9 protein-coding genes are annotated in these 13747 nt (G+C 57.3%); 1 reads left to right on the top strand and 8 read right to left on the bottom strand.

The genetic code is table 11. The features are described from left to right. Positions 1–26: 26 nt before the first annotated feature. The 8 genes from ACZRJQ_RS02660 to ACZRJQ_RS02695 all read right to left on the bottom strand — a co-directional run bounded on the left by ACZRJQ_RS02660 (position 27) and on the right by ACZRJQ_RS02695 (position 8335). Positions 27–1661: a BatD family protein gene (locus tag ACZRJQ_RS02660; protein WP_463976849.1), complete on the bottom strand. Its 1635-nt coding sequence runs from the start codon at positions 1659–1661 to the stop codon at positions 27–29. Then, a complete protein-coding gene (locus tag ACZRJQ_RS02665) occupies positions 1658–3397 on the bottom strand; it encodes a VWA domain-containing protein (RefSeq protein ID WP_463976850.1) in 1740 nt (579 codons plus the stop codon). Before ACZRJQ_RS02665 ends, ACZRJQ_RS02660 begins: the two co-directional genes overlap by 4 nt. Further along, positions 3394–4470 carry a vWA domain-containing protein gene (locus ACZRJQ_RS02670; protein WP_463976851.1) on the bottom strand — a complete coding sequence of 359 codons (1077 nt, stop codon included), beginning with the start codon at positions 4468–4470 and terminating at the stop codon, positions 3394–3396. The genes ACZRJQ_RS02665 and ACZRJQ_RS02670 overlap by 4 nt, the downstream gene beginning before the upstream one ends. After that, entirely contained in the window at positions 4463–4957 is a 495-nt protein-coding gene (locus tag ACZRJQ_RS02675) for a DUF4381 domain-containing protein (RefSeq protein WP_463976852.1), read from the bottom strand. The genes ACZRJQ_RS02670 and ACZRJQ_RS02675 overlap by 8 nt, the downstream gene beginning before the upstream one ends. Then, positions 4954–5898 carry a DUF58 domain-containing protein gene (locus ACZRJQ_RS02680; protein ID WP_463976853.1) on the bottom strand — a complete coding sequence of 315 codons (945 nt, stop codon included), beginning with the start codon at positions 5896–5898 and terminating at the stop codon, positions 4954–4956. Before ACZRJQ_RS02680 ends, ACZRJQ_RS02675 begins: the two co-directional genes overlap by 4 nt. A gap of 3 nt (positions 5899–5901) precedes the next feature. After that, positions 5902–6861: an AAA family ATPase gene (locus ACZRJQ_RS02685; protein ID WP_048364979.1), complete on the bottom strand. Its 960-nt coding sequence runs from the start codon at positions 6859–6861 to the stop codon at positions 5902–5904. Positions 6862–7108: 247 nt separating this feature from the next. After that, positions 7109–7858 carry an amidohydrolase family protein gene (locus tag ACZRJQ_RS02690; protein WP_463976854.1) on the bottom strand — a complete coding sequence of 250 codons (750 nt, stop codon included), beginning with the start codon at positions 7856–7858 and terminating at the stop codon, positions 7109–7111. Positions 7859–7972: 114 nt separating this feature from the next. Then, positions 7973–8335, bottom strand: a complete 363-nt coding sequence (locus tag ACZRJQ_RS02695; RefSeq protein WP_463976855.1) for a hypothetical protein — start codon at positions 8333–8335, stop codon at positions 7973–7975. Between the two features lie 495 nt (positions 8336–8830). Here ACZRJQ_RS02695 and ACZRJQ_RS02700 point away from each other — a divergent pair, with 495 nt between their 5' ends. Further along, the gene (locus ACZRJQ_RS02700; RefSeq protein ID WP_463976856.1) at positions 8831–13687 is read left to right on the top strand and encodes an NAD-glutamate dehydrogenase; all 4857 of its coding nucleotides are present in this window, start codon (positions 8831–8833) and stop codon (positions 13685–13687) included. Positions 13688–13747: the final 60 nt, after the last annotated feature.

The raw sequence follows: 13747 nt of genomic DNA on the forward strand, positions 1-13747 counted from the left end.
TCATGCGGCCCCGGGTTGCCTTGAAATTATTTGGGGTACAGAGGCGGTAAGCTGCTCGGCTCGCTGGCGAGGTCTTGCACGCGCTCATTGGCCGGAATACTGCGAATGGCCTTCCACAGCTCTTCGCCTTGCCAGTGTTGGCCAGTTTCGCTGTAAAGCGCGCCGTTCAGGCCATCGAGTGCGTCAGACAGCAGTACAAAACGCGCGGCCATGTCGGCCAGTGTTTCTGGCTGCTGCCTGGCCCATGCGTCTAGCGCTTGGCGGGTAGCGTGCGGGTCGTTGGCCAGGCTTGCGCGTTTGAGGTCATCGAGCAAGGTGCGTGGGCTTGGCCCGGTTTGCGCAGCGCGCAAAATGGCGGGCTGCCAACGCGCACGCCACCACAGGCCGAAACCGAGCACAGTGGTGCAGGCCAGTATCAGTGTGCTGAGTTGCCACAACCATAGCGTTGAGTCGTCAGCCAATTTAGTCGGGGGAGGGCTGCCCGCCGGGTCGACAGCCAGATTGGGGTTAGCCGCCACCTGTAAGGTGCGCGCAGGCAGATAACTGCGCTCCAAACGGTCTTCGTGGGTGTTCCACCACACCACTTCAACAGCGGGCAGTTCCACTTGGCCCACCCGGGTTGGCACCAGTGCTTCACGTTCCTCGCGGCTGCCAATCAGGCCGTTCTCAGTGATTTGGTTGCTCAACTGCGCCAGGTCGGGGTAGCGGCGCAGACCATTCACATCGGTGGCGGGCAAGGCGGGCAGTTGGGCGCTGGACAAGCCTTCGGCCTTCAGCGTCAGGGTGCGGGTCAGTGAGTCGCCCACCTGACAGTGATCGGGCTCGGGGCTCCAGGTTTCACTCATGCTCAGGCTACGGGCGGGCAGCCAGGCCGCATTGGCGGGGTAATCCTCAGGCTTGGGCTTGACCTGCAGAGGTATATCGGTGGAAGTGACGTGCGTTAACTTGCCAGGTTTTGGGTCTAGTGGTGTTGGTGTTTGGGCTTGCTGACTGTCGACCAGCGTGGCGCTGAATGTTTGCGCCGGGATGATCAACTCGCCGCTGTGTTGCGGGTAAATGCCATAACGCAGTTCGATGACGCCGTGGCGAACGCCGTTGATGAGTTTTTCGTAGGTGCGTGACTCACCCAACTGCTCAACGATGGCGTCGTTCAAGTGCAGCGGCGTGAGGCTGCTGTCGTCGTAGAGTGCCACTGAGTGGTAAATACGCAGGGTCAGAATGGCTTGGGCCTGAACATAAACACTGGGCTGGTCAAGGCTGGCCTCAATGAACACCGGGGCCAGTTGCGCTTCGCTGGCGATACTTTGTGTCACGTTGAGGCGGATTGGCTGGCTGTGGTAGTCGCCCACTTGCAACGACGGAATAACCACTGTGCCGGTGTGTTTGGGCTGCAACGTGATGATCCAGCGTGTGCTGGGTTCATTCCCGTCATTCAGCGTGGTGAGGTGGTTGACCTGACGTGTGCCGCGCACCTCGAACAGGTTTTCGAGTGGGGCGAGGTCAGGTTTGCCGAAAAGTGTGGCGTCATTGGTTTGCAGGGTCAGCTCGACCGTTTCGCCGGAGTTGAGCTGATCGCGGTCAACGCTGGCGACTAAACCCACTGCATAGGCTGGCAAGGCCCAGCAGCACAACATGAGAAGCAAAGCGCAGAAGCGGTTCATTGAGGCGTGTCCTGATGTTGCTGCTGTTCATACCAAAATTTGCGTCGCAAGAGCTCGCTCGGGTTGTCGGGGATCTGTCTGAGCCACTGTTCCAGCGCTTGGCGGTGTTCGTCGTCTAGCTGATTGGACGTCGCAGCCACTGGGCGTGTGGTTGTTTCATCGTTTGGTTCACTTTCCGGTGTCGAGCTGGGTTCAGGTGGCGGCTCCAGTGAATCATCGTTGTTGGCCTCTGCGTCCGGGTCGGTGGCTGCACTGTTTTCTTGATGGGGGGCTGTGTCCCCGCTCGCATTGGGAGGGCTGGCGCTGACGGGAGGTTGGGGTTCGTCAAGCGCCGTGCTCTGAGGCGTTGTGTTGGGTGGCGTGCTGCTGTCGAGGTTCTTTTGTTCGAGCAGTTGTTCGATCAAGGTTTTGTTCTGGGCGGCTACCTGCAGCTCAGGTTGCAGCTCAAGGGCTTGCTCATAGGCGTCGATGGCAGCCTCCAGTTCGCCACTCATGGCCAGTGCATTGCCGCGATTATAGTGGGCGCTGGCACTGTTAACCTCAGCAAAACGCAAGGCTGCACCGGCATAGTCACCGGCCTGATAGAGGGCTACGCCTTGCCACATAGGGTCTTGGAAGTGCTCTACCGCTTGCAGCGGTTTTTTTTGCTCCAGTAAGCGTTGACCTTGTTGGTCAGGCCGCAACCAGAGGTCGGTGAAGCTGAAGGCATAGCTGGGTTGCGGCAGCATAAACAGCAGCGGCAAGCAGAACAGCCAGCCACGGCGGCCCGCGCAAGCGGCGAGCAGCAGCAGTGGCAATAACAGCCAGTACCCTTGGTCGGCCCACGTATCGAGGCGCTGAGTTTGGCCGTCGTCACGCAAGTGCTTGGGGCCATCAAGCAGGCCTAACCCGCGCAGGTCGTTGTCATCAAGCCGCGCTTGTCGGTAGCGTCCCCCTACGTCCAGTGCAAAGGCCCGTAGGCTTGGGCTATCGAGCTGTGGCATCAGGATGGCGCCTTGCGCATCTTTGAGCAGCTCGCCGTTTTCCTGCACCACAGGCGAGCCGTCACGGCTGCCGATGCCGAGCATCAGCAACTGTGGGGTGTGACCGTCCAATGCCTGACGGATGCCAGCACGTTCTTGCTCATTGAGTGAAGAAGTAATGAGCAGTAAGCGGCCTTGGCCCAGGGCTCCCTGATCCAATAATTTCAAGGCTTTGCTGACGGCCAGATCGGCGCGATTGCCCGGCTGCGGCATGATTGACGGTTTGAGCGCTTCGAGCAGGTTGCGACTGGTGGCCAGATCGTCGGACAGGGGCACCAGCGTGTGGGCGCTGCCGGCATACACAATGATGGCTGTTTGCGCATCGCTGCGGCTTTGCAGCAGGTCGTACAGCTTGCGCTTGGCTTGCTCCAGTCGGTTGGGTGAGCTGTCAGTGGCGAGCATGTTGGGAGTGAGCTCGAGCATCACGACCAGCGGGTCGGCAGGTTTTTGAGTGGACTGCTCGACTCGCTGCCAACTGGGCCCCAGCAAGGCGAGCATGGCCAGCAACCACGCGAGTCCGAGCACGATCCAGGGCGACTTGCTGTCGCGACCATTGCCGCCGCTGAGCAGTACACGATGGAACGCCTTGGGCAAGATCATCTGCCAGCGACCGGCACGTTTTTGTCGATGCCAGAGTTTCCATAACAGCCACGCCAGTAGGGGCAGCGCCAACAGCCATTCAGGGCGAAACCAGTGGGGCCAAAGGGCGCTCATCGACGCCTCCGCAGGCGCAGACGCTTGAGTCTTTGACGCCAATCAGGGTGCTGTTGCAGAAAGATTTTCTTGCTCAGTAAACGTTGCACGGGGTTGTTGGGCCACAGTTCACGAATCACCAACAATACGCTCAGCAGTAAAGCGCCTGCTAAGGGCCATTTATAAAGCGATTGTGCAGGGCGCGCTTGAGTGGGTTGTTGGGCCACGGGTTCGAGTTGGTCGAGGCTGTCTTTGATGTCGGACAGCTCTTTGCCATCGTGGGCGCGGAAGTACTGGCCGCCGGTGATTTGTGCGATTTCTTGAAGTGCGGGCTCATCCAGATCGATACCGGGGTTGGTGCCGAACAGGCCTTGCAGGCTGCTTTTTTCGGGGTCGGCTCCGATGCCGATCGGGTAGATTTTTACCCCCTCTTCAGCGGCCAGTCGGGCGGCGGTGAGTGGGTCGATTTGCCCGCCGTTGTTCGCCCCATCGGTGACCAGAACCAGCACGCGGCTTTGCGCCGGACGCTGACGCAGGCGCTTGAGCGCCAGGCCGATAGCATCGCCAATGGCCGTGTTTTTGCCAGCAATGCCGATACGGGCTTCATCTAGCCAGGTACGCACGGTATGGCGGTCGAAGGTCAGCGGCGCTTGCAGATAAGCCTGACTACCGAAAAGGATCAGACCTACCCGGTCGCCTTCACGATTTTCCAGAAAATCGCCGAGCAAGTTTTTTACCAAATCCAGTCGGGTAACGTCTTCGTTCTGCCACTGCATGTCGGGGTAATCCATTGAGCCCGAGACATCAACGGCCACCAGCAAGTCTCGCCCGCTGGCCGCAATCGGCAGGGGTTCGCCTAACCATTGTGGCCGGGCCGCCGCTGTCAAAAGCAGTAGCCACAGCAGCAAGTAAGGGGTTTGCTGACGCCATGAAGGCATTGTGACGCGAGCTTTACGCCGGGCCAGCTCTTCTAGATCGCCCAGAAAACTGACCTTGAGCGCCGCTTCTCCGCTGTCGGCAGCAGGCAGCAGGCTGCGCATGAGCCAAGGTAGCGGCAGCAGCAGGAGTATCCATGGCCAGGCGAACTCAAACATGTTTGCGAATCCAGGTTTCAACCGCTTGATTGAGCCCGGCGATGGCTTTGTCATCGAGCTTGCATTCTGGTTTGTAAGCCCCTTCAACCAAGACCATCCAGCGAGTTAACCCAGCAGCTGGGCAACGGTTGTCGAGAAAGGCCAGCCATTTGCGACCATTGAGCGTATGGCTTTGGCTGTACGGGTAATGGTTTCGACACAGGCGCTTGAGCAGGCCATTGAGCTGTTGCAGCCATGCACCTGCGGGTGCGCCGTCGTAGGGCTTGGGAAACTTGGCAAGCTCCTCAAGGGCTGCTTGTCGTACAGGGTCAAGAGGTTGCTCGGCTCGACTGGACTGGCGCTTGGCTGGCAGATAACGCCTCAACCACCACAGCCCCCAGCACAGGGCTGGAATGGCAATTAACAACAGCCACCAGCCCACAGCAGGTGGCCAGAAGCCCATTGCGGGTGGGGTCATCAAGGGGTGCAGTTGTTCGAGGCCTTTCATATCGATTTACCCGGACGCTTGGCGTTCAGGTACTCACGCAGTTGTTCGATCATTTCGCTCTGAGTGCTGAGCGGCATTAGCACAACGCGTAGCTTTTGCGCGAGCAATTCCCAGCGTGCAATGCGGGCTTCGGCTTGCGCGCGATACGCCTGACGCAAGTCGTAGTTGAGGGTGTCGAGTTCCAGTTGGGCGCCACGCTCGGCAAAACGCAACAAACCGGCAGCAGGCAGGGCGTGGTCCAGTGGGTCGGACAGCGGCAGCAACATCAGGTCGCAATGGCGTGCCAGCAGGCTGAGTTGTTGCTCCGCGGCATCGGTGAGTGCGCGCTCATCACAGATCACAATCACCAGGCTGCCGGGGCGCAACACCTCCCGAGCCCGAATCAGCGCCATGCCCAGCGCATCACGGTCAGACTGCACTTCGGTGTGCAGTGACTGATTGACCCGCACCAGTCTGTTCAGCAATTGCAGCAGGCTTTGCTTGCTGCGTCGGGGTTTGATTTCGTAATGCTCATGGTCACCAAAAACCAGCCCGCCCACACGGTCGTTATGGCCCAGCGCGGCCCAGCCAATCAAGCTCGCGGCTTGGGCGGCAAGCACAGACTTGAACATCAGCCCCGACCCAAAAAACAGTCGACGGCTTTGCTCGGCCAAGATGAAAATTGGCCGTTCGCGCTCCTCGTGAAACATTTTGGTGTGGGGCTCTTGGGTGCGGGCTGTGACGCGCCAGTCGATGGTGCGCACATCGTCGCCAGCTTGATACACCCGCACCTGATCGAAGTCGACCCCGCGCCCGCGCAGTTTTGAGTGATGCAACCCCACCAGCGGGCTGCGCTGGCTGGGGGAGGAGAACAGTTGAACTTCGCGCACCCGATGCCGCATCTCGATCAGTTCCGCAAGGGTGATGCGAATGCCGGGTTCGGCGGGCAGGGGGTTATTCATCGGTTAGGCAACAGCAACGACGTCGAGGATGCGCTGCACCACGCGGTCTTGGTCGATACCCGCCGCCTCGGCTTCAAATGACAAAATGATGCGATGGCGCAACACGTCAAACAACACCGCTTGAATGTCTTCGGGGCTCACAAAGTCGCGCCCGGCCAGCCACGCATGGGCTCGTGCGCAGCGATCCAGTGCAATGGAGCCCCGTGGGCTGGCGCCATAAGCGATCCAGTCAGCCATTTCAGGGTCGAACTTGCCCGGTGTGCGGGTCGCCATGATCAGTTGCACCAGGTATTCCTCCACTGCATCGGCCATGTACAGCCCGAGGATTTCTTTGCGTGCAGCAAAAATGGCTTGTTGGCTGACCCGGCGCTCGGGCTTGGTTTCGCCATTGAGGGCTTCGCCACGGGCTTGTTGCAGAATACGCCGTTCTACTGCGGCATCCGGAAAGCCGATTTTGACGTGCATCAAAAAGCGGTCAAGTTGGGCCTCAGGCAGCGGATAGGTGCCCTCCTGCTCAATCGGGTTTTGCGTGGCCATCACCAAAAACAACGGTGACAGCTCGTAAGTGCTGCGCCCAACACTGACCTGACGCTCGGCCATTGCTTCAAGCAGCGCTGATTGAACCTTGGCGGGTGCGCGGTTGATTTCGTCGGCCAGTACCAAATTGTGAAAAATTGGCCCTTGCTGGAACACGAAGCTGCCCGTTTCGGGGCGATAAATCTCAGTGCCGGTGATGTCGGCCGGGAGCAGGTCGGGAGTAAACTGAATTCGATGGAATTGCGCTTCGATGCCTTCGGCCAGCTCTTTGATGGCTTTGGTCTTGGCCAGACCGGGCGCGCCCTCAACCAGCATGTGGCCGTCAGCCAGTAGCGCGATCAGCAGGCGGTCAATGAGCTTTTCTTGACCGAGAATCTGCGTTGAAAGAAAGGTTCGCAGCGCTAGCAGCGCTTCACGATGTTCCATCGATTACTGTTCCTGAAAAGGACACCGACGGCGCAAGAATTACGCCGGGGCTGGGGGCGTTACTTTAATCCATTGCAGGGTGTTGGGACTAATGCCAGTGGGGCTTTTTGTGTAAAAAGCTGAAAACTGCCAGGTTGTTGAGAATGGTGCGTATCTAGGGGGGCTGAACACGGCCTGTGGGCTAGGTTAAACCACTCAAAGCAGGTGGTTTTTTGGCTGCAGCTGCGTATGGGTTTGGGGGAGGTCTCTAACTCAAGCCGTAGAAGTCTTGTGCATTGCGCCACAGGGCCTTATGTGCGCCATCCTCTCCTAGTGCATCCATGAGCAGGGTGATCTCATTGTCTTCAAATGCCCGGGGTGCGCGGGTGGATGGCAAATCGGTGCCAAACATCAGTGCGTGCGGGTTGGCCCGGTAAATCTGCTGCAAGGCCTCAGGTACAGCAAAGTCGACTCGGCCAAAGCCGCAGGCTTTGATGCGCACGCCATGTTCGGCCAACCGCAAGAGACTGGGCAGGCCTTCAAGGCTCAACCCCAGATGATCAATGCTGAGTGCTGGCAGGCGCAGCAGCCGGGTTTGCAAGGGCGCCAGTTCTCGGGAGTCGATATACAACTCGCTATGCCAGCCCACGCAGTCATGCACCCGCTTGGCCAGTGATTCCAGTTGGTCAAGTTGCTCTGACCCCCCGCGTTTGAGGTTAAAGCGCAGAGCGCGTACGCCGTGACCATGCAGTGTTTGAAGTTCATCGTCCGTTACGCTGGCGGGCAATTGAGTGACGCCCACAAAGCTGGGACCAAGGCGTTTTAATGCTGCGATCAAATAGTGTTGGTCAAACCCTTGAAAGGAGCCTGATACCACGGCGCCACCAATGATACCCAGCGCCCTGGTACGCGCTTGATATTGATCCACACTGAAAAAATCGGGCACATAACCGCTGTTAGGAATCAGCGGGAAACGGCTGTCGATGATATGGCAGTGCGCGTCGAAAATTGTGTGCATGCGGTAGACCCTTTGGAGTGAGGCCTCTGGCGGGTGCCCGTCAAAGGCTGCAATCGATTGATGGTGGGCGCATCCAAAAATCGCAGCCAGCGCCTGCTCCGTATTACGTGGCGCTTAGCCCAGTTCGCTGACGTAGGTGCCGGTGCCTTTGAGGATGTTTTGCAGGGTTTGTTCGATTTCAGCCAGTTCGTCTGCATCGGCAGTGTGGAATATCTCCAAATGATCGGCGCCCTTGAGCGCGTCGGCATCATTTGGGCTGACTTCAATCAATAGGCGGGTCGGGCTTAAGGTCGCTTTTACGCCTTCAAGTACCGACGGTTCATCGACGTCGCCAAAGGTGATTTCCAGCTCGTCTTCGTCTGGGTAACGGCTCATCAGAAACATCTCACCCTGTTCGCTGTGGCAGCACAGCATGGCCATGTTGTCTTCTTCGTCGTCGCACGGGTTGGCCATCAGTAAGGCGGTCGTCATTTGCATGGAGAATTCCTGGCGCTTAGGCGCGTTTTAGCTATCAAGGCGCTGATTTTGCCAGTCTGTGAGTTTTTATGCAGGTTTGTGTCTGCACTGGGGATGAATGTTTGGAAATGATCTGGTGAGCGTTTTTGATACGTGACACGGAAAAATAGGCTTTTTTGTGAATTTTTATCGTTTGTGAGTGCTAGGGTTATTCACGAGCAGCCCCAAAGGTTACGTCCTGATGACTGAATATGTCGCCGCATCGCAAGCAGGCCGAGCAATTGAGTCGTTAAGCTGCATCGCGGATTGTTATCTCTAAAGACACAGCCTGTGTATTTGGCAGTCGTTTTTGTAGATGCCCATCCTGGAACGTGAGTGTGACCCCTGGGTCGCGGTCAGCTACATCCACCTGCCATGCGCTGATTTCTACATTGATTCAGCACGGCATGGCAGCTCCCCATGCGGGAATAACACGCGACGCTTCTCTCAATAACAAGCCCAAGCGGAGTACCACAGATGGCGTTCTTCACCGCAGCCAGCAAGGCCGACTTTCAGCATCAACTGCAAGCCGCTCTGGCCCAGCACATCAGTGAACAGGCATTGCCACAAGTAGCGCTGTTTGCTGAGCAATTTTTCGGCATCATTTCTCTGGATGAACTCACGCAACGTCGAATGTCCGACCTTGCAGGCTGCACCTTGTCTGCATGGCGCTTGCTTGAACGCTTTGATCCGGCTCAGCCGCAAGTGCGGGTTTATAACCCTGACTACGAGCGCCACGGCTGGCAGTCCACGCATACGGCCGTTGAAGTGCTGCATCACGACCTGCCGTTTTTGGTGGACTCGGTACGTACAGAACTCAATCGCCGCGGTTACAGCATTCACACCTTGCAAACCACGGTGTTGAGCGTTCGACGTGGCAGCAAAGGCGAATTACTGGAAGTTTTGCCAAAAGGCACGCAGGGCGAGGGTGTTTCGCAAGAGTCGTTGATGTATCTGGAGATTGATCGCTGCTCCAATGCTGCTGAATTGAATGTGCTGAGCAAAGAGCTGGAACAGGTTCTGGGTGAAGTGCGCATAGCTGTCGCTGACTTTGAGCCAATGAAGGCCAAGGTGCAGGAGCTGTTGGCGAGCGTTGACAGCTGTCAATACGCCGTGGCGGCTGACGAGAAAGCCGAGATCAAGAGCTTCTTGGAATGGCTGGTAGGCAACCATTTCACGTTCTTGGGGTATGAAGAATTTGTGGTACGTGACGAGGCGGATGGTGGCCATATTGAATATGACCCGCAATCATTCCTTGGCCTGACCAAATTGCTGCGCGCTGGCCTGACAGCCGAAGACCTGCGCATCGAGGATTACGCTGTCAGTTACTTGCGCGAACCGACGTTGTTGTCGTTTGCCAAGGCGGCCCACCCTAGCCGCGTACATCGCCCGGCTTACCCGGATTATGTGTCGATTCGTCAAATCGATGCTGACGGCAACGTCATCAAAGAATGCCGCTTTATGGGGCTTTACACCTCTTCGGTGTATGGCGAGAGCGTGCGGGTTATTCCGTATATTCGGCGCAAGGTTGCCGAAATTGAACGTCGTTCGGGCTTCCAGCCTAAAGCACACTTGGGCAAAGAACTGGCGCAAGTGGTGGAAGTGCTGCCACGTGATGATTTGTTCCAGACGCCAGTGGATGAGCTGTTCAGCACCGTGATGTCGATTGTGCAGATTCAGGAGCGCAACAAGATTCGCGTGTTCCTGCGCAAAGACCCGTATGGCCGTTTTTGCTACTGCCTGGCGTATGTACCGCGTGATGTGTACTCAACCGAGGTGCGGCAGAAAATCCAGCAAGTGCTGATGGACCGCCTGCAAGCATCGGACTGCGAGTTCTGGACGTTCTTCTCTGAGTCGGTGCTGGCCCGCGTGCAGTTGATTCTGCGAGTGGACCCTAAAAACCGCATTGATATCGACCCGCTGTTGCTGGAAAAAGAAGTCATTCAAGCCTGCCGCAGTTGGCAGGACGATTACGCCAGCCTTGTGGTCGAGAGTTTTGGTGAAGCCAACGGCACCAAAGTGCTGAGCGACTTCCCGAAAGGGTTCCCGGCAGGTTATCGCGAGCGTTTTGCTGCGCATTCGGCTGTGGTCGACATGCAGCACTTGATGAGCTTGAGCGATAAAAACCCGTTAGTGATGAGTTTTTACCAGCCGCTGGGTCAGACGGCAGGGCAGGAGCTGCACTGCAAGTTGTATCACGCTGATACACCTTTGGCGTTGTCAGACGTCTTGCCGATTTTGGAAAACTTAGGCTTACGCGTGTTGGGTGAGTTCCCGTATCGCTTGCGTCACGCCAATGGCCGTGAGTTCTGGATCCATGATTTTGCCTTTACCGCTGGCGAAGGCTTGAATCTGGATATTCAGCAGCTCAACGACACGCTGCAAGATGCCTTCGTGCATATCGTCAGCGGCGACGCCGAGAACGATGCCTTCAACCGCTTGGTGCTGACCGCAGGGGTGCCGTGGCGTGACGTAGCGCTGTTGCGTGCTTATGCGCGTTACTTGAAGCAAATACGTCTGGGCTTCGATCTGGGTTATATCGCCAGCACGTTGAACAACCACACAGACATTGCTCGCGAGCTGACCCGGCTGTTCAAAACACGCTTTTATCTGGCGCGAAAACTGACGGCTGAAGACTTGGAAGACAAGCAGCAGCGTTTGGAACAAGCCATTTTGTCGGCGCTGGACGATGTTCAAGTGCTCAACGAAGACCGCATCTTGCGTCGATATCTCGACCTGATCAAAGCAACTTTGCGCACCAACTTCTACCAGCCCGATGCCAATGGGCAGAACCGCTCGTACTTCAGCTTCAAGTTCAACCCGCACTTGATTCCTGAGCTGCCAAAACCCGTACCGAAGTTTGAAATTTTCGTCTATTCGCCGCGAGTTGAAGGCGTGCACCTGCGCTTTGGTAACGTGGCGCGAGGCGGTTTGCGTTGGTCGGACCGTGAAGAAGACTTCCGTACCGAAGTGTTGGGCTTGGTAAAAGCGCAACAAGTGAAGAACTCGGTCATTGTGCCGGTGGGCGCCAAGGGCGGTTTTGTGCCGCGCCGTTTGCCGTTGGGTGGCGGGCGCGATGAGGTTCAGGCAGAGGCAATTGCCTGCTACCGGATCTTTATTTCCGGCCTGCTGGACATCACGGACAACCTGAAAGACGGTGCGCTGGTGCCGCCATTGAACGTGGTGCGTCACGACGACGATGACCCGTACTTGGTGGTAGCAGCCGATAAAGGCACGGCCACGTTCTCCGATATTGCCAACGGTATCGCCATTGATTACGGCTTCTGGCTGGGTGACGCGTTCGCTTCGGGTGGTTCGGCCGGTTATGACCATAAAAAAATGGGCATCACCGCCAAAGGTGCGTGGGTGGGCGTGCAGCGTCACTTCAAAGAGCGCGGGATTAACGTTCAGAAAGACAGCATCAGCGTCGTGGGCGTTGGCGACATGGCTGGCGACGTGTTCGGCAACGGTTTATTGATGTCTGACAAGTTGCAATTAGTTGCTGCGTTTAACCACCTGCACATCTTTATTGACCCTAACCCGGAGCCAGCTAATAGCTTTGTTGAGCGTCAGCGTTTGTTCGACCTGCCGCGTTCGGCTTGGTCAGATTACGACACCAGCATCATGTCGGCAGGTGGCGGAATTTTCTCCCGTAGTGCAAAAAGCATTGCCATCTCCCCTGAGATGAAAGAGCGGTTTGCGATTAGCGCCGACAAGCTGACTCCAACCGAACTGCTTAACGCCTTGCTCAAGGCGCCGGTTGATCTGTTGTGGAATGGCGGCATCGGCACTTACGTCAAGGCCAGCAGCGAGAGCCATGCCGATGTGGGCGATAAGGCCAACGATGCGTTGCGTGTGAACGGTAACGAGCTGCGCTGCAAGGTAGTGGGCGAGGGCGGTAACCTGGGCATGACTCAGTTGGGGCGTGTCGAGTTCGGCCTCAATGGTGGCGCCACTAACACCGACTTCATTGATAACGCTGGCGGCGTGGACTGCTCTGACCATGAAGTGAATATCAAAATCCTGCTCAATGAAGTGGTGCAGGCTGGCGATATGACAGAGAAACAGCGCAATCAGTTGCTGGGCAGCATGACCGATGAAGTCGGCAGCTTGGTGTTGGGCAATAACTACAAGCAGACCCAGGCCATTTCGTTGGCGGCGCGTCGTGCTTACGAGCGGATTGCTGAATACAAGCGCCTGATGAGCGATCTGGAAGCCCGTGGCAAGCTGGATCGAGCCATTGAGTTCCTGCCAACTGAAGATCAATTGAACGAGCGTATCGCTGCAGGCCACGGTCTGACCCGCGCCGAACTCTCGGTATTGATCTCGTATAGCAAGATCGACCTCAAGGAGGCGTTGCTCAACTCGCAGGTGCCGGATGACGAGTACCTGACCCGCGATATGGAAACAGCGTTCCCCCCGATGCTGGTTAGTAAGTTTGCCGCTGCCATGCGCCGTCACCGTTTGAAGCGTGAGATTGTCAGCACCCAGATTGCCAACGATCTGGTCAACCACATGGGCATCACATTTGTTGAGCGCCTTAAAGAGTCCACTGGCATGAGCGCCGCCAATGTGGCAGGGGCTTATGTGATCGTGCGTGACATTTTCCATCTCCCGCACTGGTTCCGTCAGATCGAAGCGCTGGACTATCAAGTCCCGGCTGAGATTCAACTGGCGCTGATGGATGAACTGATGCGTCTGGGGCGCCGTGCAACGCGCTGGTTCCTGCGTAGCCGTCGTAATGAGTTGGATGCCGCGCGTGATGTGGCGCATTTCGGCCCGCACCTGGCAGCGCTGGGGCTCAAACTGGACGAGTTGCTCGAAGGGCCGACTCGCGAAGGATGGCAGACACGCTATCAGGCCTATGTCGAAGCTGGGGTGCCTGAGTTGTTGGCGCGTATGGTGGCGGGCACTACACATCTGTACACGTTGCTGCCAATCATCGAAGCGTCGGATGTGACCGGTGAAAATGCTGCTGACGTGGCCAAGGCCTACTTCGCCGTGGGCAGTGCGCTTGACCTGACGTGGTACTTGCAGCAAATCAGCAACTTGCCGGTAGAGAACAACTGGCAAGCATTGGCTCGCGAAGCTTTCCGCGATGATATCGACTGGCAGCAACGTGCAATCACTGTGTCGGTGCTGAAAATGGCCGACGCGCCGGACGAGATCGAAGCGCGTCTGGCGTTGTGGTTGGAGCAAAATCAAGTGATGGTCGAGCGCTGGCGCGCCATGCTGGTGGATCTACGTGCCGCCACGGGTAACGATTATGCGATGTATGCGGTTGCCAACCGTGAGCTGTTGGATCTGGCCTTGAGTGGTCAGTCAGGGCTGTAATAGCCTGGCCGCAAAACAAAGCCCCGGCTCAGTGTGAGTCGGGGCTTTGTTTTTCTGGGG

The organism is Pseudomonas sp. E315, assembly GCF_055406205.1.